Source organism: Citrobacter sp. Cf072 (assembly GCF_030334485.1).
Taxonomy (GTDB): Bacteria; Pseudomonadota; Gammaproteobacteria; order Enterobacterales; family Enterobacteriaceae; genus Citrobacter; species Citrobacter freundii.
The window spans coordinates 800,620-822,404 of sequence record NZ_JAOWDX010000045.1 but is presented as its reverse complement, the minus strand read 5'-3'; the positions used below and the strand labels follow the sequence as shown (position 1 = coordinate 822,404).

General features: G+C 52.1%; 21 protein-coding genes and 2 tRNA genes (1 of these 23 running past the window's edge). 14 read left to right on the top strand and 9 right to left on the bottom strand.

The window, feature by feature from the left end; genetic code table 11:
- Window positions 1-28: 28 nt before the first annotated feature.
- Both OGX66_RS16285 and pdxR read right to left on the bottom strand, forming a co-directional pair.
- Window positions 29-379, bottom strand: a complete 351-nt coding sequence (locus OGX66_RS16285) for a DUF2002 family protein (RefSeq protein ID WP_003037262.1) — start codon at window positions 377-379, stop codon at window positions 29-31.
- 248 nt (window positions 380-627) lie between these two features.
- Window positions 628-1,962 carry a MocR-like pyridoxine biosynthesis transcription factor PdxR gene (pdxR, locus tag OGX66_RS16280; protein ID WP_088903128.1) on the bottom strand — a complete coding sequence of 445 codons (1,335 nt, stop codon included), beginning with the start codon at window positions 1,960-1,962 and terminating at the stop codon, window positions 628-630.
- A gap of 90 nt (window positions 1,963-2,052) precedes the next feature.
- Between pdxR and OGX66_RS16275 the strand changes: the two genes are divergently transcribed.
- The 14 genes from OGX66_RS16275 (at window position 2,053) to emrB (ending at window position 16,220) form a co-directional block, all read left to right on the top strand.
- Window positions 2,053-2,484 carry a carboxymuconolactone decarboxylase family protein gene (locus tag OGX66_RS16275; protein ID WP_088903127.1) on the top strand — a complete coding sequence of 144 codons (432 nt, stop codon included), beginning with the start codon at window positions 2,053-2,055 and terminating at the stop codon, window positions 2,482-2,484.
- 279 nt (window positions 2,485-2,763) lie between these two features.
- Window positions 2,764-3,009 carry a glutaredoxin-like protein NrdH gene (nrdH, locus tag OGX66_RS16270; RefSeq protein ID WP_003037270.1) on the top strand — a complete coding sequence of 82 codons (246 nt, stop codon included), beginning with the start codon at window positions 2,764-2,766 and terminating at the stop codon, window positions 3,007-3,009.
- Window positions 3,006-3,416: a class Ib ribonucleoside-diphosphate reductase assembly flavoprotein NrdI gene (gene nrdI / locus OGX66_RS16265; RefSeq protein WP_003037273.1), complete on the top strand. Its 411-nt coding sequence runs from the start codon at window positions 3,006-3,008 to the stop codon at window positions 3,414-3,416. The genes nrdH and nrdI overlap by 4 nt, the downstream gene beginning before the upstream one ends.
- Window positions 3,389-5,533, top strand: coding sequence for a class 1b ribonucleoside-diphosphate reductase subunit alpha (nrdE, locus tag OGX66_RS16260; protein ID WP_088903126.1), 2,145 nt, complete (start codon window positions 3,389-3,391; stop codon window positions 5,531-5,533). The genes nrdI and nrdE overlap by 28 nt, the downstream gene beginning before the upstream one ends.
- Window positions 5,534-5,543: 10 nt before the next feature.
- Window positions 5,544-6,503: a class 1b ribonucleoside-diphosphate reductase subunit beta gene (nrdF, locus tag OGX66_RS16255; protein WP_088903125.1), complete on the top strand. Its 960-nt coding sequence runs from the start codon at window positions 5,544-5,546 to the stop codon at window positions 6,501-6,503.
- Window positions 6,504-6,857: 354 nt separating this feature from the next.
- Complete coding sequence (proV, locus tag OGX66_RS16250; protein WP_003037282.1) at window positions 6,858-8,060, top strand: glycine betaine/L-proline ABC transporter ATP-binding protein ProV; 1,203 nt, start codon at window positions 6,858-6,860, stop codon at window positions 8,058-8,060.
- Entirely contained in the window at window positions 8,053-9,117 is a 1,065-nt protein-coding gene (proW, locus tag OGX66_RS16245; protein ID WP_088903124.1) for a glycine betaine/L-proline ABC transporter permease ProW, read from the top strand. The genes proV and proW overlap by 8 nt, the downstream gene beginning before the upstream one ends.
- 68 nt (window positions 9,118-9,185) lie before the next feature.
- Window positions 9,186-10,181 (top strand): glycine betaine/L-proline ABC transporter substrate-binding protein ProX, encoded by a 996-nt coding sequence (proX, locus tag OGX66_RS16240; protein ID WP_003037288.1) that lies wholly within the window; start codon window positions 9,186-9,188, stop codon window positions 10,179-10,181.
- A 190-nt stretch (window positions 10,182-10,371) separates the two neighbouring features.
- Complete coding sequence (locus tag OGX66_RS16235) at window positions 10,372-11,556, top strand: MFS transporter (RefSeq protein WP_044713351.1); 1,185 nt, start codon at window positions 10,372-10,374, stop codon at window positions 11,554-11,556.
- Between the two features lie 122 nt (window positions 11,557-11,678).
- On the top strand, window positions 11,679-12,416 hold the full coding sequence (locus tag OGX66_RS16230) for an AzlC family ABC transporter permease (protein WP_003839672.1): 738 nt from the start codon (window positions 11,679-11,681) through the stop codon (window positions 12,414-12,416).
- Window positions 12,406-12,741, top strand: coding sequence for an L-valine transporter subunit YgaH (gene ygaH / locus OGX66_RS16225; RefSeq protein ID WP_003037297.1), 336 nt, complete (start codon window positions 12,406-12,408; stop codon window positions 12,739-12,741). The genes OGX66_RS16230 and ygaH overlap by 11 nt, the downstream gene beginning before the upstream one ends.
- Window positions 12,742-12,831: 90 nt before the next feature.
- Window positions 12,832-13,362: a multidrug efflux transporter EmrAB transcriptional repressor EmrR gene (gene emrR / locus OGX66_RS16220; protein ID WP_003037300.1), complete on the top strand. Its 531-nt coding sequence runs from the start codon at window positions 12,832-12,834 to the stop codon at window positions 13,360-13,362.
- Window positions 13,363-13,492: 130 nt separating this feature from the next.
- Window positions 13,493-14,665 (top strand): multidrug efflux MFS transporter periplasmic adaptor subunit EmrA, encoded by a 1,173-nt coding sequence (gene emrA, locus OGX66_RS16215; protein WP_086529912.1) that lies wholly within the window; start codon window positions 13,493-13,495, stop codon window positions 14,663-14,665.
- 16 nt (window positions 14,666-14,681) lie between these two features.
- Window positions 14,682-16,220 carry a multidrug efflux MFS transporter permease subunit EmrB gene (emrB, locus tag OGX66_RS16210; RefSeq protein ID WP_003037306.1) on the top strand — a complete coding sequence of 513 codons (1,539 nt, stop codon included), beginning with the start codon at window positions 14,682-14,684 and terminating at the stop codon, window positions 16,218-16,220.
- Between the two features lie 48 nt (window positions 16,221-16,268).
- Here emrB and OGX66_RS16205 read toward each other — a convergent pair whose 3' ends face one another.
- The 7 genes from OGX66_RS16205 to OGX66_RS16175 all read right to left on the bottom strand — a co-directional run.
- A complete protein-coding gene (locus OGX66_RS16205; RefSeq protein WP_016150873.1) occupies window positions 16,269-17,636 on the bottom strand; it encodes a carbohydrate porin in 1,368 nt (455 codons plus the stop codon).
- Between the two features lie 346 nt (window positions 17,637-17,982).
- On the bottom strand, window positions 17,983-18,498 hold the full coding sequence (gene luxS / locus OGX66_RS16200) for an S-ribosylhomocysteine lyase (RefSeq protein ID WP_003037312.1): 516 nt from the start codon (window positions 18,496-18,498) through the stop codon (window positions 17,983-17,985).
- A gap of 149 nt (window positions 18,499-18,647) precedes the next feature.
- On the bottom strand, window positions 18,648-20,204 hold the full coding sequence (gene gshA, locus OGX66_RS16195; RefSeq protein WP_003037314.1) for a glutamate--cysteine ligase: 1,557 nt from the start codon (window positions 20,202-20,204) through the stop codon (window positions 18,648-18,650).
- 77 nt (window positions 20,205-20,281) lie between these two features.
- On the bottom strand, window positions 20,282-20,710 hold the full coding sequence (locus OGX66_RS16190) for a YqaA family protein (protein ID WP_003839664.1): 429 nt from the start codon (window positions 20,708-20,710) through the stop codon (window positions 20,282-20,284).
- Window positions 20,707-21,273 (bottom strand): fructose-1-phosphate/6-phosphogluconate phosphatase, encoded by a 567-nt coding sequence (gene yqaB, locus OGX66_RS16185; RefSeq protein WP_270921906.1) that lies wholly within the window; start codon window positions 21,271-21,273, stop codon window positions 20,707-20,709. Before yqaB ends, OGX66_RS16190 begins: the two co-directional genes overlap by 4 nt.
- 247 nt (window positions 21,274-21,520) lie before the next feature.
- Window positions 21,521-21,597, bottom strand: a tRNA-Arg gene (locus tag OGX66_RS16180).
- 171 nt (window positions 21,598-21,768) lie between these two features.
- A tRNA-Arg gene (locus OGX66_RS16175) sits at window positions 21,769-21,785 on the bottom strand (it continues 107 nt past the right edge of the window).

Genomic DNA, 21,785 nt, shown 5'->3' with positions numbered 1-21,785 from the left:
TTCGCGACTGGCACTGCCAGTCGCGTTATTAGTTAGAATTAACGTCGCCAAACAACCCACTCAGATAACGCTCCAGCGCAATTCGCGAGCTAAAGCCGTGCGGAATACCATAATGTTCGTGTGTCTCACCGGCTAAATACAGTGGGAATTGCTGATAATGATCGCAGGTTTTAATATCCGTCGCCGGTTCTGCCAGCGAAGAGCTGCGCTCTTTTAGCGTGGGATGGATAATTAATGCGGTACGTCCCATGCGTGCTTCACGGTTAACGTACACATAATTTTCGCCACGACGATAGCCGTACGTTTTCTGCGTCACTACATCAACGGTAAAGCCCACTTTTTCAAGTACGCGCGCCACCTCATCAGGTCGTAAATACATATTATTTTCCTCGTTATCTTTTACTGCGGGCTTACCTTACCTGATTCAGCATTAGCAACGCTTTCAGAAAAGTCCATAAACGGGTGGCGATGGTGGGACGCATATCGTAAGAACCTTATATACCCTAAATAATTCGAGTTGCAGGAAGGCGGCAAGGGAGCGAATCCCCAGGAGCTTACTAAAGTAAGTGACTGGGGTGAACGAACGCAGCCAACGCACATGCAACTTGAAGTATGACGGGTATAGATTTATGTCAGCGCCATCCGCAGTTGGTACGCCGCCTGTTGCGCCATTTCCGCCGAGCTGATATTGGTAAATGACAGCAATATTCCCCCCTTTCCTTCTGACGTTATTCGCCAGCGGCTTAACGCCTGAACAGCTAACCCGGCCTGATTCGCTTTACGCACCAGCGCAACATCATCTCCGTCCACACTCATCACCAGTTGAATCCCACCTTCCTGAGGAATGACGCTAAATCCTTGTTCGGTCAGGGCGTTTTCCATCCATTGTCGTCGTTCGGCATAATGTTGTCGCATACGTTTTAAGTGTCGCCAGAAGTGGCCGTCTCGCATAAAATCCGCCAGCGTTTGCTGCCATAGAACCGGGACGCTACAGGCCGTTAGCGCCGCTTGTTGGCGAAAGTGTTCAACCTGGGTCAGGGGCACCACCAGCCATGCCGTACGCAAAGCCGGAAACATCGATTTGCTGAACGTTCCGGCATAAACCACCCGCTGGGGCGCATCCAGACTTTTTAGCGGCGGCAACGGCTTACCGTGGTAACGAAATTCACTGTCATAGTCATCTTCGATTACCCACGCCTGCGCACGAGTCGCCCACTCCAGCAACTGGTGGCGACGGTCTAAAGACAGTGCTACCCCCAGTGGGCTTTGATGTGCGGGAGTAAGCAGTACAAAACGCGCCTGCGGGTAGTCGCGGATCCCGGCGCTGACATCCAGACCATCGGCATCCACCGCTACCGGCTTCAACTCAATGCGTTCTTGAGCCACCACAGGCCGAATCAGCGGAAAGCCGGGATCTTCGACCCACATTCCCTCTCCGGGATGCGCCAGAGCGCGCAGGATTAACGTCATTGATGCCGCATAGCCTGAAGTGATAAAAATCTGCTCTGGCTGGCATTCAATGCTGCGTGAGACCCGCAGGTAATCCACAATCGCCTGACGTAACGCCTGCTCGCCACACACATCGCCCACCGCCAGATCAAAACGCGTTTGGGTGCGTAAACGCCGTCCCATCACCCGCGCCCAGACTTCGCGCGGAAAAAGATCGAGTGCGGGTAATCCCATCTGAAAAGGTTGCGGTCTGGGATTTTCTCCGGCAAAGATGGCAGGAGATGCAGACGCCCTTTCTGGTTGCAGTTGCTCACTGACAAACGTTCCTGCCTGTCCACGCCGCGCGAGCCAGCCCTGCGCCACCAGCTCTGCATAGGCATTTTCCACCGTCGAGCGTGATACTCCCAGCTCCTGGGCCCAGGTCCGACTGGAGGGCAATCTGGTACCGGGCTTGAGTTCACCTTTCTCAATTGCGTTTTTTAACTGACGGGCGATTTGCTGATAGCGCGGCATTTATGGTCTGCTTTTTTTGCAAAAATATGGCTCTCTGTAGCAGTCCATTATAGTGCTACATTGCGGGTCATCCAAACGAGGAGAAATACCATGACCATGTTACGCCAGCCCTATTATGAACTCAGCCCTGAAATCTATAACGCTCTGATTCAGGCAAGCAAAGCGCTGGAAAACTGCGCGCTGGAACCTACGCTGACGGAACTGATTTACCTGCGGGTCTCGCAAATCAACGGCTGCGCCTTTTGTCTGGAAATGCACAGTAAAGCACTGCGCAAATCCGGAGTTGCGCAGGCCAAACTGGATGCGCTGGCAGGCTGGCGGGTGAGTCACCACTTCAGCGAGCAGGAACGTGCGGCGCTGGCGTGGGCCGAATCGGTCACTCAAATTGCCACTAGTCACGCCGAAGATGACGTTTATCTGCCGCTGCTCGACCATTTCAGCGCGAAAGAGATTAGCGACCTGACATTCGCCATTAGCCTGATGAACTGCTTTAACCGCCTGGCGGTGGGGATGCGCATGTGATTCTGCGCTGCCGGATGGCGGCATAAACGCCTTATCCGGCCTGGGAAGTGCTTTCCTGTAGGCCGGATTAGACGCGACGCGCGCCATCCGGCAACCTGCGATGGTACATATCACTTCCCCTGCCATGCCCATAACCCAGCCCATCATCAATCTAAAATTCCCATATCTTGTATGGTTGAATCTTTTTAAAACTACATCTAGTATCTTTCCTATCAGGACACACACAACCCGACGCCCTCTATCGCGCCGATCTTTTATTTTTAAATGGAAATACGAATCATGCGTATTATTATTTACACTCGCAATAACTGTGTTCAGTGCCATGCCACCAAACGGGCAATGGAAAGCCGTGGTTTTGACTTTGAGATGGTAAACGTCGATTTACAGCCCGATTTGGCTGATAACCTGCGCGATCAAGGGTTTCGCCAGTTACCGGTCGTAGTCGCGGGTGAAACCAGTTGGTCAGGGTTTCGCCCGGACATGATCAACCGTCTGCATCCGGAACACCGTGTGGCCAGCGCATGAGTCAGCTCGTCTACTTCTCCAGCAGCTCCGAAAATACGCACCGCTTTATGCAGCGTCTGGGGCTGCCTGCCATCCGCATTCCGCTTAACGAACGCGAGCCGATCCGGGTAGACGAACCTTACATATTAATCGTGCCGTCCTACGGCGGCGGCGGCACTGCTGGCGCGGTCCCAAGACAGGTGATCCGCTTTTTAAACGATACGCATAACCGGGCGTTAATCCGTGGAGTGATCGCCTCCGGCAATCGTAATTTCGGTGACGCCTACGGTCGCGCGGGTGATGTCATCTCACAAAAATGCGGCGTGCCGTGGCTCTATCGCTTTGAGCTGATGGGCACCCAAAGCGATATCGACAACGTTCGAAAAGGAGTGAGCGAATTTTGGCAACGACAACCGCAGAACGTGTAATGCAGCCAACGCTGGATTATCACGCCCTGAACGCCATGCTGAATCTGTATGATAAAGCCGGGCGCATTCAGTTCGACAAAGACCATCAGGCGGTGGAGGCCTTCTTTGCCGCACACGTCCGCCCCAACTCGGTGGCGTTTGCCAGCCAGCAGGAGCGCCTGGAAACGTTGGTGGATGAAGGCTATTACGATGCCAGCGTGTTAGCCCGCTACGATCGCGCGTTCGTGCTGAAGCTATTCGCCCACGCCCACGCCAGCGGATTCCGTTTCCAGACGTTCCTCGGCGCATGGAAGTTCTACACCAGCTATACGTTGAAAACGTTCGACGGTAAGCGCTATCTCGAAGACTTTGAGGATCGGGTAACGATGGTGGCACTCACGCTGGCGCAGGGCGATGAAGCACTCGCGATGCAACTGACCGATGAAATGCTCTCCGGGCGCTTTCAACCCGCCACACCAACCTTTTTAAACTGCGGTAAACAGCAACGCGGTGAGCTGGTCTCCTGCTTCCTGTTGCGTATTGAAGACAACATGGAGTCTATTGGTCGGGCGGTCAACTCCGCACTTCAGCTCTCCAAACGCGGCGGCGGCGTGGCATTTTTGCTCTCCAACCTGCGCGAGGCAGGTGCGCCCATTAAACGCATTGAGAACCAGTCCTCTGGGGTGATCCCGGTAATGAAAATGCTGGAAGATGCGTTTTCTTATGCGAATCAACTCGGGGCACGTCAGGGCGCAGGCGCGGTGTATCTGCACGCACACCATCCGGATATTTTACGTTTTCTCGATACCAAGCGCGAAAACGCCGACGAGAAAATCCGTATCAAAACGCTCTCGCTTGGCGTGGTGATCCCGGATGTTACCTTTCGACTGGCGAAAGAAAATGCCCGGATGGCGCTGTTCTCACCGTATCACGTGGAACGGATTTACGGCAAACCGTTCGGTGATATCGCCGTGAGTGAGCGGTATGACGAACTGGTGGCCGACGAACGCGTGCGCAAAAAATACATTAACGCCCGCGAATTCTTCCAGCGGCTGGCCGAGATCCAGTTTGAGTCTGGTTATCCTTACATCATGTTTGAAGATACGGTGAATCGCGCCAATCCGATTGCCGGTCGGATCAATATGAGCAACCTGTGCTCGGAGATTTTGCAGGTTAACAGTGCCTCCACCTACGATGAAAATCTCAATTACGCGCAGATCGGGCACGATATCTCCTGCAATCTCGGCTCCTTGAACATTGCCCATACCATGGATTCACCCGATTTTGGTCGTACCGTGGAAACGGCGGTTCGCGGCTTAACCGCCGTTTCGGACATGAGCCACATCCGCAGCGTGCCTTCGATCGACGCCGGGAACAGCGCGTCGCACGCGATTGGTCTTGGGCAGATGAATCTGCACGGGTATCTGGCGCGGGAAGGGATCGCCTACGGCTCGCCGGAAGGGCTGGATTTCACCAATCTCTATTTCTACACCATCACATGGCATGCGCTGAATACGTCAATGAAGATCGCTCGCGAGCGGGGTCAAACCTTTGCCGGATTCAAACAGTCACGCTACGCCAGCGGCGAGTATTTTAACCAGTATCTGCAGGGCGACTGGCAGCCAAAAACCGACAAGGTCCGCACACTGTTTGCCGCCAGCGGCATTACGCTGCCGACGCGCGAGATGTGGGCACAACTGCGTGAAGATGTGATGCGCTACGGTATTTATAACCAGAATTTACAGGCGGTTCCGCCCACCGGTTCTATCTCCTACATCAACCATGCCACGTCAAGCATTCACCCGATCGTGTCGAAAGTGGAGATTCGCAAAGAGGGCAAAACCGGGCGCGTTTACTACCCTGCCCCGTTTATGACCAATGAGAATCTGGCCTTGTATCAGGATGCCTACGAGATCGGTCCACAAAAAATCATTGATACCTACGCTGAAGCAACGCGACATGTCGATCAGGGGCTTTCACTGACGCTCTTTTTCCCCGATACCGCCACCACGCGCGATATCAACAAAGCGCAGATTTACGCCTGGCGTAAGGGCATCAAATCCTTGTACTACATCCGACTACGCCAACTGGCGCTGGAAGGCACCGAAATCGAAGGCTGCGTGTCATGCGCGCTGTAAGGAGGAGAAAATGACATTATCCCGCGTGAGCGCCATCAACTGGAACAAGATTGAAGATGATAAAGATCTTGAGGTATGGAACCGTCTGACCAGTAACTTCTGGCTCCCGGAAAAGGTTCCGCTCTCCAATGACATTCCGGCCTGGCAAACGTTGAACGCAGCCGAACAGCAGCTAACAATCCGCGTTTTTACCGGGCTGACGCTGCTCGACACCATTCAGAATGTTGCCGGAGCACCAGCGTTAATGACTGATTCGTTAACGCCGCATGAAGAGGCGGTGCTGTCGAATATCAGCTTTATGGAGGCGGTGCACGCCCGTTCCTATAGCTCTATTTTCTCCACCCTTTGCCAGACCAAAGATGTGGATGCAGCTTACGCCTGGAGTGAAGAAAATACCCCACTCCAGCGCAAGGCGCAGATCGTTTTGGCACATTACGCCAGCGACGAACCGTTGAAGAAAAAAATAGCCAGCGTGTTTCTGGAATCCTTCCTGTTCTATTCTGGCTTCTGGTTACCGATGTATTTCTCCAGTCGCGGTAAACTGACCAATACCGCCGATCTCATTCGTCTGATCATTCGTGATGAAGCGGTTCATGGGTATTACATTGGTTATAAATATCAAAAAGGTCTGGAGCATATTTCCGAATCAGCACGCGACGAGTTAAAGCATTTTGCCTTTGACCTATTGATGGAATTGTATGATAACGAAGCGCGTTATACGGAAGAATTGTATGCAGAGACCGGCTGGGTGGATGACGTCAAAGCCTTCCTTTGTTACAACGCCAATAAGGCATTAATGAATTTGGGATATGAGGCGCTATTTCCGCCTGAAATGGCGGAGGTTAACCCGGCAATCCTTGCCGCGCTGTCGCCCAACGCTGACGAAAACCACGATTTCTTCTCGGGTTCCGGTTCATCCTATGTGATGGGAAAAGCGGTCGAAACCGAAGATGACGACTGGAATTTCTAGCACTCATTTTCACGGGAAATACCGTACATTTTTCGCGGAAATATTTTAACAGGATCACACTTTTGTCGTGCAAATATAATTGTGTGATCTACACTCAATATCAGACGCATTATTCGCCTGCATTCCAGCAATTCAGGCGACTTTTCATTGCCATTTACAAAAAATATTAATCCGCTCACATTCGCGCTCAGCCCTTATATCACGGGAAGTCCCGCCACCTGGCCTTTGGCAATATTCATGCCACAACCAAATTCAGGGTTGTCTCAGATTCTCAGTATGTTAGGGTAGAAAAAGGTCACTATTTCCATCAGGTAATATATCGATATAAACAAATAACAGGAATCATTCTATTGCATGGCAATTAAATTAGAAGTTAAAAATCTCTATAAGATATTTGGAGAGCATCCGCAGAGAGCCTTCAAATATATTGAAAAAGGACTTTCAAAAGAGCAGATTCTGGATAAAACGGGGCTATCGCTTGGCGTTAAGAACGCCAGTCTGGCCATTGAAGAAGGCGAGATATTTGTCATCATGGGATTATCCGGTTCGGGTAAATCCACAATGGTACGCCTTCTCAATCGCCTGATTGAACCCACCCGCGGGCAGGTATTGATTGACGGCGTAGACATCGCCCGGATATCCGATGCTGAGCTTCGCGAGGTGCGCAGAAAAAAGATTGCGATGGTGTTCCAGTCCTTTGCCCTGATGCCGCACATGACGGTGCTGGACAATACGGCATTCGGCATGGAATTAGCCGGTGTTGGTGCGGATGAACGTCGTGAAAAAGCGTTAGATGCGCTACGTCAGGTTGGTCTGGAGAATTATGCTCACGGATACCCGGATGAACTTTCCGGGGGTATGCGCCAGCGTGTAGGCCTCGCCCGCGCATTAGCCATTAACCCTGATATCTTATTAATGGATGAGGCCTTCTCAGCCCTCGATCCATTAATTCGTACTGAGATGCAGGATGAACTGGTAAAACTACAGGCGAAGCATCAACGCACCGTGGTCTTTATATCGCATGATCTCGACGAAGCTATGCGTATTGGCGACAGAATTGCCATTATGCAAAACGGTGAAGTGGTCCAGGTCGGCACGCCGGATGAAATCCTGAATAATCCAGCCAATGATTATGTACGCACCTTCTTCCGCGGCGTTGATATTAGCCAGGTCTTCAGTGCGAAAGATATTTCACGCCGTAGCCCCGAAGGTTTAATTCGTAAAACGCCCGGGGTGGGCCCACGTTCGGCGCTGCAATTATTGCAGGACAAAGATCGCGAATATGGTTACGTGATCGAACGCGGCAATAAATTCGTTGGCGTTGTTTCAATCGACTCCTTAAAAACAGCGTTAAGTCAGGCGCAAGGTATTGAAGCGGCATTGATCGATGAGCCGTTAGCCGTAGATGCACAAACTCCTCTCAGCGAGTTGCTTTCTCATGTCGGCCAGGCCCCGTGCGCGGTGCCGGTTGTTGATGAGGAACAGCAGTATGTGGGCGTCATTTCAAAACGCATGCTGTTACAGGCTTTAGATCGTGAGGGGGTAAACAATGGCTGATCAAACTAATCCGTGGGATACCACACCAGTGGCCGACAGCGCCGCACAAACTGCCGATGCCTGGAGCACGCCATCCGGTGCGCCCACTGATGGCGGTGGCGCGGACTGGCTGACCAGCGCCCCCGCGCCGGAACCAGAGCATTTCAATATTATGGATCCGTTCCATAAAACGCTGATCCCACTGGACAGCTGGGTCACAGAGGGGATCGACTGGGTCGTTACCCATTTCCGTCCGGTCTTCCAGGGCATTCGTGTCCCGGTGGATTACATTCTCAACGGTTTTCAACAGCTGCTGTTAGGTATGCCAGCCCCGGTGGCGATTATCCTGTTCGCGCTGATTGCCTGGCAGATTTCCGGCGTTGGGATGGGCGTTGCTACGCTGATTTCCTTGATTGCCATCGGTGCCATCGGCGCGTGGTCGCAGGCCATGATAACCCTGGCGCTGGTGTTGACCGCGTTGCTGTTCTGCGTGGTGATCGGTCTGCCGATGGGGATCTGGTTGGCGCGCAGTCCACGGGCCGCAAAAATTGTTCGCCCGCTGCTGGACGCCATGCAAACCACACCCGCGTTTGTCTATCTGGTGCCGATTGTCATGTTGTTCGGTATTGGTAACGTCCCGGGCGTAGTGGTGACGATTATCTTCGCCCTGCCGCCAATCGTACGTCTGACTATTCTGGGGATTAACCAGGTGCCAGCCGATCTGATTGAAGCCTCGCGCTCGTTTGGTGCCAGCCCACGTCAGATGCTGTTTAAAGTGCAGCTCCCGCTGGCAATGCCCACCATTATGGCCGGGGTTAACCAGACGCTGATGCTGGCGCTCTCAATGGTCGTCATCGCGTCGATGATTGCCGTAGGCGGGCTGGGTCAGATGGTTCTGCGCGGAATTGGTCGTCTGGATATGGGGCTTGCCACCGTCGGCGGAGTTGGGATTGTGATCCTCGCTATCATTCTGGATCGCCTGACGCAGGCCGTTGGTCGCGATTCGCGTAGCCGTGGCAACCGTCGCTGGTACACCACTGGTCCCGTTGGGCTTATCACTCGCCCTTTCACGAAGTAATTCACCCGTTGCCCGGTGGCGCATTGCTTACCGGGCCTACACGTCCCTCCAATAATTAAGGAACAACGATGCGACAGAAAGCAATTATTGCCACAGCGTTTGCCACCCTTGTCTCCACCAGCACTTTCGCTGCCGACCTGCCGGGCAAAGGCATTACCGTACAGCCAATCCAGAGCACTATCTCTGAAGAATCCTTCCAGACGCAGTTAGTCGCCCGTGCGCTGGAGAAACTGGGTTACACCGTTAACAAAACCAGCGAAGTTGACTACAACGTCGGCTATACCTCCATTGCCTCTGGCGATGCAACTTTTACCGCCGTGAACTGGCAGCCGCTGCATGATGATATGTACGCCGCGGCGGGCGGAGACAAAAAGTTTTATCGCGAGGGGGTATTCGTTACGGGTGCCGCACAGGGTTATCTGATCGACAAAAAAACCGCTGAGCAGTACAAAATCACCAATATCGCCCAGTTAAAAGATCCGAAGATCGCCAAAATCTTTGACACCAACGGTGACGGAAAAGCCGATATGATGGGCTGTTCACCAGGCTGGGGTTGTGAAGCAGTAATCAACCACCAGAACAAAGCTTTCGATTTGGAAAAAACCGTCGAAGTCAGCCACGGTAACTATGCAGCAATGATGGCTGACACCATTACCCGCTTCAAAGAAGGTAAACCCATTCTTTACTACACCTGGACACCGTACTGGGTCAGCGACGTAATGAAGCCGGGTAAAGATGTGGTCTGGCTGCAGGTGCCGTTCTCTTCCCTGCCAGGCGAGCAGAAAGATATTGATACCAAGCTGCCAAACGGCGCCAACTACGGCTTCCCGGTGAACACGATGCATATTGTCGCCAATAAAGCCTGGGCAGAGAAAAACCCGGCTGCGGCGAAACTGTTTGCCATCATGAAGCTGCCGCTGGCGGATATCAACGCGCAGAACGCAATGATGCACGACGGGAAAGCGTCTGAAGCCGACGTGCAGGGTCACGTTGACGGCTGGATCAAAGCCCACCAGCAGCAGTTTGACGGCTGGGTGAACGAAGCGCTGGCCGCGCAGAAATAACCCACTCATAGGCCTGATGAGCGTGTTGCTATCAGGCCAGTAACCGCATAAATGCCGGATGGTGGCGCGATGCGCCTTATCCGGCCTATCCACCCTCCTCCAATCGCACAATCCATCACTCAACAAATCAGCAACATTTAATCACTTCCGTTATGATTGTTTTCTGCAATCCATTATTCAGTTGAAAACCATGACGAAAACAACTCAGGGACTTAGCCCTTCGCTAATCCTGTTAATGTCTATCGCCACCGGCCTCGCCGTCGCCAGTAACTATTATGCGCAGCCGCTGCTCGACACCATCGCGCGCAACTTTTCGCTCTCTGCCAGTACCGCAGGGTTTATCGTCACCGCGGCCCAGCTCGGCTACGCCGCCGGCCTGCTGTTCTTAGTGCCGCTCGGCGATATGTTTGAACGCCGGATGCTGATTGTCTCCATGACGCTGTTAGCGGCTGGCGGCATGCTGATCACCGCCAGCAGCCAGTCGCTGGGTATGCTGATCCTTGGTACTGCCCTGACCGGGCTGTTCTCGGTCGTGGCACAGATTTTGGTTCCGCTGGCGGCAACACTTGCCACACCGGACAAGCGCGGTAAGGTCGTCGGCACGATTATGAGCGGCCTGTTGCTAGGTATTCTACTGGCGCGAACCGTGGCGGGATTACTGGCGAATCTTGGCGGCTGGCGCACCGTATTTTGGGTCGCATCAGTATTAATGGCGCTGATGGCGGTTGCACTGTGGCGCGGCCTGCCGAAGATGAAATCCGATACCCATCTCAACTATCCGCAGCTGTTAGGCTCCGTATTCAGCCTGTTTATTAACGATAAATTGCTGCGTACCCGCGCGATGCTGGGCTGCCTGACTTTTGCCAATTTCAGTATTCTGTGGACCTCGATGGCATTTTTGCTCGCCGCGCCGCCGTTTAACTATTCGGAAGGAATGATTGGTCTGTTCGGTCTGGCGGGTGCCGCAGGGGCGTTAGGCGCACGTCCGGCGGGCGGTTTTGCCGATAAAGGTAAATCCCACCTGACCACAACCATGGGGCTGCTGTTACTACTGCTCTCCTGGCTTGCTATTTGGTTTGGGCATGCTTCAGTCCCCATGCTGATTATCGGTATTCTGGTGTTGGACCTCACCGTTCAGGGAGTGCACATCACCAACCAGACGGTTATCTATCGCATTCATCCTGACGCGCGTAATCGCCTGACCGCCGGATACATGACCAGCTATTTTATTGGCGGAGCGGCAGGTTCGCTGATTTCAGCCTCTGCCTGGCAGCATGCCGGGTGGGCTGGCGTTTGTCTGGCAGGTACGACCGTTGCCATACTCAACCTGTTGGTCTGGTGGCGAGGTTTTCACCGTCAGGAAGCCGTAAATTAAGCGTATAACGCATGTTTACCGCTGATTGGGCTCCACAGGGTGTTAAGGAGCCCATCAGTCTGCTAAGGTTATAACTCATTGAACCAAGTTATATTAATTTCGGTAATGAAACCTATAACCCTATGGAAAGCCCTGTACCCCAGTCTGAATCCAGTTCGGCAACGTTAACGGAAGGATTCAAAGACAGCCTGCCAATAGTTATCAGCTATATTCCGGTCGCTTTTGCATTTGGTCTCAATGCCACTCGCCTTGGCTTTACGCCGGTTGAAAGCGTCTTTTTCTCCTGCATTATCTATGCGGGAGCCAGCCAGTTTGTCATTACCACCATGCTCGCCGCAGGCAGTTCGCTGTGGGTCGCCGCGCTGACCGTCATGGCCATGGATGTCCGTCATGTTTTGTACGGCCCTTCCCTGCGTAGCCGGATCGCCCAGCGACTGAGTAAACCCAAAAGCGCGCTGTGGGCTTTTGGCCTTACCGATGAAGTCTTTGCCGCTGCAACGGCGAAACTGGTACGGGATAACCGGCGCTGGAGTGAAAACTGGATGATCGGCATTGCGCTATGCTCCTGGGCCTCCTGGGTGTTTGGTACGGTGCTCGGCGCGTTTTCCGGCAGTGGTTTACTCAAAGATTACCCGGCGGTTGAAGCGGCACTGGGCTTCATGCTCCCGGCGCTGTTTATGAGCTTCCTGCTCGCGTCATTCCAACGAAAACAGGCGCTTTGCGTGACTGCGGCCCTGGCCGGGGCGCTGGCTGGCGTCATGCTGTTTTCCATCCCTGCCGCTATCCTTGCAGGTATTGTCTGTGGATGCCTGACGGCGCTCATCCAGTCATTTTGGCAAGGAGGTCCTGATGAGCTATGAAGTTCTGCTACTTGGCCTGTTGGTCGGCTGCGTAAATTACTGTTTTCGCTATTTGCCGCTCCGTCTTGGGGTCGGCAATGTTCGCCCGACGAAGCGCGGCGCGACGGGCATATTACTCGACACTATTGGCATTACATCAATTTGCGCCCTGCTGGTGGTGTCTACCGCGCCAGAAGTGATGCACGACGCTCGTCGGTTCGTGCCTACTCTGGTGGGGTTTGTCATACTGGGTGCAAGCTTCTATAAGACCCGCAGCATCATCATTCCAACGTTACTGAGTGCTCTGGGCTATGGATTAGCCTGGAAAATGCTGGTTGTCTTATAGATAAAAACAATCATTTTAAATTAATAATACATTTACTTTATTTGTCACCGTCGTTACTATATCGGCTGAAATTAATGAGGTTATACCCAAATGGATAGTTCGTTTACGCCCATTGAACAAATGCTAAAATTTCGCGCCAGCCGCTACGAAGAGTTCCCTTATCAGGAAGTGCTTCTGACTCGTCTATGCATGCACATGCAGGGCAAGCTGCTGGAAAATCGCAATAAGATGCTGAAAGCTCAAGGGATTAACGAGACGTTGTTTATGGCGTTGATTACGCTGGAGTCTCAGGAAAACCACAGTATTCAGCCTTCTGAACTGAGTTGTGCGCTTGGCTCGTCACGTACTAACGCTACCCGCATCGCGGATGAGTTAGAAAAACGTGGCTGGATCGAACGTCGCGAAAGCGATAACGATCGCCGCTGTCTGCATCTGCAATTGACCGAGAAAGGCCATGCATTTTTGCAAGAGGTGTTACCGCCTCAGCATAATTGCCTGCACCAGCTCTGGTCGTCTCTTAGCACCACCGAAAAAGATCAGCTTGAGCAAATTACCCGTAAACTTCTGACCCGTCTTGATCAGATGGAGCAGGATGGCGCGGTGTTAGAAGCGCTGCGCTAAGGCGTCGACTCGCTCAGAAATCCAGATTTATAAATGAAAAAACCGACAGGCCAGCACGCATACTGCTGGCCTGTCTGATAAACAGGTCGGCTCAGCCGATGTGAATAAAAAGAAGATCGTGGAGAACAACATGAGCGCAAATGCGGAGACTCAAACCCCGCAGCAACCGGTCAAGAAGAATGGCAAACGTAAAAGTCTGCTTCTCCTTCTGACCTTGCTCTTTATTATCATTGCCGTGGCATATGGGATTTATTGGTTTTTAGTACTGCGTCATTACGAAGATACAGACGATGCGTACGTGGCAGGGAACCAGGTTCAAATCATGGCGCAGGTATCAGGCAGCGTGACGAAAGTCTGGGCTGATAACACTGACTTTGTAAAACAAGGCGATGTGCTGGTCACCCTCGACCAGACAGATGCCAAACAGGCATTTGAAAAAGCCAAAACTGCGCTGGCCTCCAGCGTGCGTCAGACGCACCAGTTGATGATCAACAGCAAGCAGTTACAGGCCAACATTGAAGTGCAGAAAACAGCTCTGGCGCAGGCACAAAGCGATTTTAATCGCCGAGTCCCGCTGGGCAACGCCAACCTGATTGGCCGCGAAGAGCTGCAACATGCGCGTGATGCCGTCGCCAGCGCTCAGGCTCAGCTTGATGTCGCAATCCAACAATATAATGCTAACCAGGCAATGATTCTCGGCAGCAAGCTGGAAGATCAACCCGCCGTACAACAGGCCGCCACCGAAGTGCGCGATGCCTGGCTGGCGCTGGAACGTACCAGAATTGTCAGCCCAATGACCGGTTATGTATCCCGTCGCGCCGTACAGCCTGGTGCGCAAATTAGCCCAACCACGCCGTTAATGGCGGTTGTTCCGGCCACCAACCTGTGGGTGGATGCCAACTTCAAAGAAACACAGCTCGCCCACATTCGTATTGGTCAACCCGCGACGGTTGTCAGCGATATTTATGGCGATGACGTGAAATATACCGGTAAAGTTGTCGGCCTCGATATGGGAACGGGCAGCGCCTTCTCCTTGCTGCCAGCACAAAACGCGACCGGTAACTGGATCAAAGTCGTCCAGCGTCTGCCGGTGCGTATCGAACTGGATGCGCAGCAACTGGCACAGCATCCTTTGCGGATCGGTTTGTCTACGCTGGTTACAGTCGATACCTCCAATCGTGAAGGACAAATTCTGGCAAGCCAGGTCCGCACCACGCCAGTATCAGAAAGTAATGCACGTGAAATCGACCTTGCTCCGGTCAATAAGATGATCGAAGAGATCGTGCGGGCCAACGCGGGCTAATTCAAAGGTGCGTGTGATGCAACAGCAAAAACCGCTGGAAGGCGCGCAGCTCGTCATAATGACGATCGCGCTGTCCCTGGCGACATTCATGCAGGTGCTGGACTCCACCATTGCTAACGTGGCGATCCCCACTATCGCCGGGAACCTCGGCTCTTCATTGAGCCAGGGAACCTGGGTGATCACCTCATTCGGGGTAGCGAACGCTATCTCTATTCCGATCACCGGCTGGCTGGCAAAACGCTTTGGCGAAGTAAGACTCTTTATGTGGTCAACTATCGCCTTCGTCATTGCGTCATGGGCATGCGGGATGTCCACCAGCCTGAACATGCTGATTTTCTTCCGCGTAATCCAGGGTATTGTCGCCGGTCCATTAATTCCGCTGTCACAGAGCCTGTTGCTGAATAACTATCCACCCGCCAAGCGCTCCATCGCCCTCGCGCTATGGTCGATGACGGTGATTGTTGCCCCGATATGTGGTCCTATTCTGGGGGGCTATATCAGCGACAACTATCACTGGGGCTGGATATTTTTTATCAACGTGCCAATCGGGGCTGCGGTGGTATTGATGACCCTGCAAACCCTGCGCGGCCGGGAAACCAAAACCGAGCAGCGGCGCATTGACGCCATTGGTCTGGCACTGCTGGTCATCGGTATCGGCAGTTTGCAGATTATGCTCGACCGCGGCAAAGAGCTGGACTGGTTCGCCTCGCAGGAGATTATCATCCTGACGGTGGTCGCAGTGGTTGCTATCAGCTTCCTGATCGTCTGGGAACTTACCGACGAGCACCCGATTGTCGATCTCTCGCTGTTTAAGTCGCGCAACTTTACCATCGGCTGCCTGTGTATTAGCCTGGCCTATATGCTCTACTTCGGCGCCATCGTCCTGCTGCCGCAGCTATTGCAGGAGGTTTACGGCTATACGGCAACCTGGGCTGGTCTGGCGTCCGCGCCGGTAGGGATTATTCCGGTGATCCTGTCGCCAATTATCGGCCGCTTTGCGCACAAGCTGGATATGCGTCGGCTGGTGACGTTCAGTTTTATTATGTACGCCGTCTGTTTCTACTGGCGCGCGTGGACGTTCGAGCCGGGTATGGACTTTGGCGCATCGGCCTGGCCGCAGTTTATTCAGGGGTTCGCAGTAGCCTGCTTCTTTATGCCGCTGACGACCATTACGCTGTCCGGTTTACCGCCTGAGCGTCTGGCGGCTGCATCGAGCTTGTCTAACTTTACGCGAACGCTGGCTGGCTCTATTGGTACATCGATTACAACAACGATGTGGACTAACCGTGAGTCGCTGCACCATGCTCAGCTAACGGAATCTGTTAACCCCTACAACCCAAATGCTCAGGCAATGTACGACAAGCTGCAGGATTTAGGGATGACGCACCAGCAGGCGTCAGGGTGGATAGCTCAGCAGATCACTAATCAGGGTCTGATTATTTCCGCCAACGAAATCTTCTGGATGTCGGCGGGTATCTTCCTGGTTTTGCTTGGTCTGGTGTGGTTCGCTAAACCACCCTTCGGCGCGGGCGGCGGCGGCGGCGGAGCGCACTAACTATCTGATAAAAGGGATCTGCGGATCCCTTTTTTATTGTGGCCAGCATCAGAAATAATATTTGAATCTCAGGCGTCCGCCGTAACGTGCATCTTCGCTGTTGTCGCCATTGTTCGGATCGGCCTCAACCCATGAGGCATAAGCACCGAGATAGATATTAAAGTTTTTCATATCCATCACATTGGGGAATAAATATGAGGCATGAATAGTGTGAATGTCATAATTGCCGGGATCGGTGATCCAGCAATCGTTCTCACAAACGGCATCGATATTGGTAGCATTGAAGGCTTCGATTTTGTTATGCGCATAGATATAGCCCAGTTCGAATCGATGCCACAACGCGTTCACCCCAGCGGTAAAATCGGTCTCATCGGTCGCGTCCATATAAGCAGTATTCAGGTTAATCACCGCGCCGTCTTCCGCATCGGTTTTTTGTCCGTCCCAGGTCATGGTAAAACCATACCCCGTACGATCGGACTGATCGATCCACTTCCCGTTCTCATAATAGCCGTAGGCGTTGTTAACGACGTTACTTTCCATCGCCACTGCCGTCGAGAAACGCCCGTTTTGCCAGGCGATCACCGGGCGCACGTAAGCCACGTTTTTATCATTGGTTAAGTCCATCCCGTGGTACTGCTTCTCGGTATAGAGCGTACTGCCATTTTCCATCAATGTATTCACTTCAAAATACCAGTTATCGATGGTTTTACTTATCAGGAAATTACCGCCGCTGTCGCTACGTCCACGCCCCTCTTTCATCATATAAATATAGCCATAGCCATCACTGTAAAGATCATTCGCCGTATTACCTGAATATTCAATAAACGTATCCTGATTCAGCGGGAACATATCGTACGCTTCAAAACGTCCGACCTTAATTTGCCAGTCTTTTTCCTGGCCAAAAAAGAACACTGCATCATCGAGATTCATTTTTCCGGTCAGGTCTGCCAGCGGCTGAACTGAGAATCCGGCGAAATTACCGTTGTTCAGTCGTTGGTAGCCATCAAACCCTAATAGCAGACGCCCGTTGATATCCCAACGTTCATTCGTTCCCGGCGCCCAATCTTTATTTGCTGAAGTTCTGGTTGATGTCAGGCTACCAGAACGGCTTGCCGCATCCATATTAAACTCAACGTCGCCATAGAACTTGATATCGCTAAAACCGGATAGCGTTAACTTGGGTGGATTTTCCGTAGAGGCGGAGGGTTCAGCAGATTGTACTTGCACCGTCGGCGCTGCGGCTACCTGCTGCTGCCTCAGCGAGCGAATTTGCGATTCAGCATCTGCGGCTCGCTGTTCGGCATTAATCACGCGCTGCTCCAGTTCGGCAAGACGCTGTTCAATAGCGGTATTTGCTGCCCAAAGGTTATGCGAAAAGCAAGCGCCGACCACAAGCGCTAAATATTTCACCTTCATTTTTTATCCCTAAAGTTTAATGTATACCAGATAAGATTTGATAAAAACCCCATCCACCAGCGATGAAAAGAGTCTTTTTATTACCTGGATACCTGGCGTATTCCATTATGTTTTTCTATTAATTATTTATGTTTTTTGATTTATGTGATCGGCGTGAGCTAGCATCGTTAATTATCCATTATTTTCTGTTTACCAGATCACATTTTATTATTTAACAGGTCACCCATTAATTAACTTAAATTATATTCCTGTCGTAAATATAATAGATATAGATTATATTACGAAATAAAAAACCCCGGACATAAACCGGGGTTAATTTAAATACTGGAACAGCTAATCAATAAGACTAAATATGCAGTTCCTGCAATTTCTCTTTCGGCAGCGCCAGCTCTTCATTGCTGTTCACGCGTACATCACGCTCCAGAATATGACGCGCGATATCCTGTGCTTCGCTAAGAGAGTGCATCTGATACGTACCGCACTGGTAAACGTTCAGTTCCGGGATCTGGTTCTGATCCTGTACTTTCAGCACGTCCGCCATTGCCGCTTTCCACGCATCGGCAACACGCTGCTCGTCCGGCGTACCAATCAGGCTCATGTAGAAGCCGGTACGGCATCCCATCGGAGAGATATCAATAATCTCAACGCCATTACCGTTCAGATGGTTACGCATAAAACCTGCAAACAGGTGCTCCAGCGTATGGATACCTTTCTCAGGCATGACTTCTTTGTTCGGAATGCAGAAACGCAGATCAAACACGGTGATTGCGTCGCCATGCGGGGTGTTCATCGTTTTTGCAACCCGGACCGCGGGAGCTTCCATCCGGGTGTGATCGACAGTAAAACTATCTAACAACGGCATTTAGCCACCTCCGATAAATTTTTTAAAAATAATCTGAACTCTTTGTTCCGGGGCGAGTCTGAGTATATGAAAGACGCGCATTTGTTATCATCATCCCTGTTTTCAGAGATGAAATTTTGGCCACTCCCGAGTGGCCTTTTTCTTTTGTATCAAGCGTGCTTTTCCAGCCACACGCTAAACGGCTCAGTATCAGCCGCTTCAATCTCCTGCTGACGACGCTTCGAAGCCTCGGTTTCAGCAATAAATTCAGCTTCCTGCAATATTTCTAATGGCTCTTCACGCAGCAGATTTCGGTAAGCCTCACCCAGCGCTTTGCCCGTACCGCCAATGCCTTCATCAATCATAGACCGTAGGATCCGGGCAGAGAAAGTCAGTTCAGGATTGTCAAAACAGACAACCAGTTCATCACAGACCTTCTGATACTCCTCTCCCCCATCGATGCTGTCCAGCGTTTGTGCCACGCGTTTCAGATCGCGGAACAAATCTTTCCCAACCTTAGGCAGCGGGAACTGGGCTGTTTCACAGCCAATACCTAACGTCAGTCCAGGCTTACGCCCTTCGAGAATCACACGATTCCAGTTTTTACGTGTACACAGCAATTCATCACTGCTCATTTCCGGGGCATCGGCCAGCGCACACCAGACCATAAACAGATCGAGGAAGCGTACCTGCTGCTCGTCCACGCCGATCGGTGAGAACGGGTTGATATCCAGCGAGCGTACTTCGATGTACTCGATACCGCCACGCAGAAGCGCATCAGATGGTGTTTCACCACGACGAGTAACGCGTTTCGGGCGAATAGGCGCATACAGCTCATTTTCAATCTGCAGAACGTTGCTGTTGATTTGCAGACGCTTACCGTCTTTCTCCAGACCGATCGCCGCGTACTCCTCGGAAGGAGTCTTAATCGCACGCTTTAATCCTGCCACATACTCATGCAAATCGTTAAACGTAATTCCGAGATTGCTTTGCGACTTATTGGTATACCCCAAATCACTCAGACGCAGCGATGTCGCGTACGGCAGGTAATACATTCCACAATCGGTTTTTTCAAACGGCAGGGTTGTCGGTTTTCCTTGCAGGAAAGAGGAACAAATGGCCGGAGAGGCGCCAAACAGATACGGGATCACCCAACCAAAACGGTAGTAGTTGCGGATCAGACGGAAGTAGCCCGCGGAGATCTTCTCTTTAGCATCTTCGCCTTCGGTTACGCCGCACTTCGCCTGCCAGAAAGCCATTGGCAGCGAGAAGTTGTAGTGTACGCCCGAGATTGTCTGCATCAACGCACCGTAACGGTTTTTGAGGCCTTCACGGTACAGCGTCTTCAGGCGACCGGTGTTCGACGTGCCATACTGCGCCAGTTCGATATCCTGGCCTTCGGCAATATAGCAAGGCATGCTCAACGGCCACATACGCTCGTCGCCAAGGTTTCTGGCGGTATAACGATGCAGGTCGCGCATGAATGTGAGCATTTTCTCAATGTCATCGCCTGGCGGAGTGATAAATTCCAGCAGCGCCTCGGCAAAGTCAGTAGTTATCCATTTATGCGTTAGCGCTGAGCCTAACACCTCAGGATGGCCTGTCGTTGCTAATGACCCATCTGCATTAACACGCAGCGTTTCGCGCTCCAGACCACGTTGAATCCCCTTTAACGCCTGAGGATGGTTTTCCAGCCAGGCCAGCGCCTGTGATACGTCCGGGATCAAATTGACCTCCCGCCTGTCAAAATCGTTTTAATTAGCATAATGGTATTGGTTACCCTGAAGGCTATCTCACAACACAATTAGTGCCACCACATAATGCCTTGCGTCGTAACTGCTGCGACAACAACATAGCGCAGCGCCTTGCCAAGGCATAAGAAAAAGAGAACTGGACCCCACGAGATGCGCATCCACCCGGCTAACAGGCACAATAAATCACCTACAACCGGCATCCAGCTTAATAATAGTGTGACAGCGCCATAGCGCCGCAGCCAGCCAGTGGCTTTTTCTTGCCAGCGCGATGTTTTACGCAAAGGAAAGAAACGCCCAAGGATAACGTTAGTTAACCCTCCAAGGCTATTACCCATTGTTGCTGTTAAGACTAAGACCCAGGGATGACTTATCCCGGAGACCAGCAAAGCAACTAAAACAACTTCAGAATTGCCGGGTAATAGCGTGGCGCTGAGAAAACTACTGGCAAACAGTGACAGGAGCGACAGTCCATCACTCACAATAACCGGACATCCACGGCGTCCATTCCCGCAGCATGCGCCGCCTGTATTCCAAAATCGGCATCTTCAAAAACGACGCAACGCGCCGGAATAACCCCCATACGTTCGGCACAAAGCAAAAACGTATCAGGAGCAGGTTTGTGGCGTTGTACGTGATCGGCTGCGACGACAGCATCAAAATAGCGACGCAGTCCAAGGTGAGCGAGCAGCGCTTCTGCAATTGCGCTTTCACTCCCCGTTCCTACCGCCATAGGCCGACGCCCATGCCAGGCTTTCACGACGTCAACCAACGGCAGAGGCTGGACGCTATCCAGCAACATGCTTTTCACCTTGTCAGTTTTCTCGCGCGCTAAGGCATGGGGGTCAAGATCGGCATGATTCAATTCAATTACCGACTGGGCAATACGCCACGTTGGGGAGCCGTTGAGGGCGACCATGGCTTGTTCATCAAACCGCAGCCCATAATGCCCCAATACCTCATACCACGCCTTACGGTGCGTTGGCTCAGTATCCAGGATGGTGCCATCCATATCAAAAATCAAACCCGCATAACGTTCGTACATCGTCTTCTCACAAGCCGAATGACCAGACGTTATTTTATCGTAATTGATTGATTTTGTCGCTGACAGCGAATTGAGGGGTGTTCAGAGAGTATGTGGAAATAATTTAAAGGGGGAGATGGTGCATCCGGGAGGATGACTCACTAGCGTTCGCCCTGCGGGCCGTTGCTGGAGCAACGTTATCCTTCCTGGTACTGGCGATTATCTCGCAGACCATGAAACAACAGTTTTGCTGCTATCTCGGAGAAGATGGTGCATCCGGGAGGATTCGAACCTCCGACCGCTCGGTTCGTAGCCGAGTACTCTATCCAGCTGAGCTACGGATGCATCGGGAATTGCTGATTACTACTGATATTGCAAAGAAGATGGTGCATCCGGGAAGATTACTCGGCTGCGCCTCGCCCTGCGGGCCGTTGCTGAAGCAACGTTATTCTCCCTGGTACTGGCGATTATCTCGCAGACCATGAAACAACAGTTTTGCTGCTATCTCGGAGAAGATGGTGCATCCGGGAGGA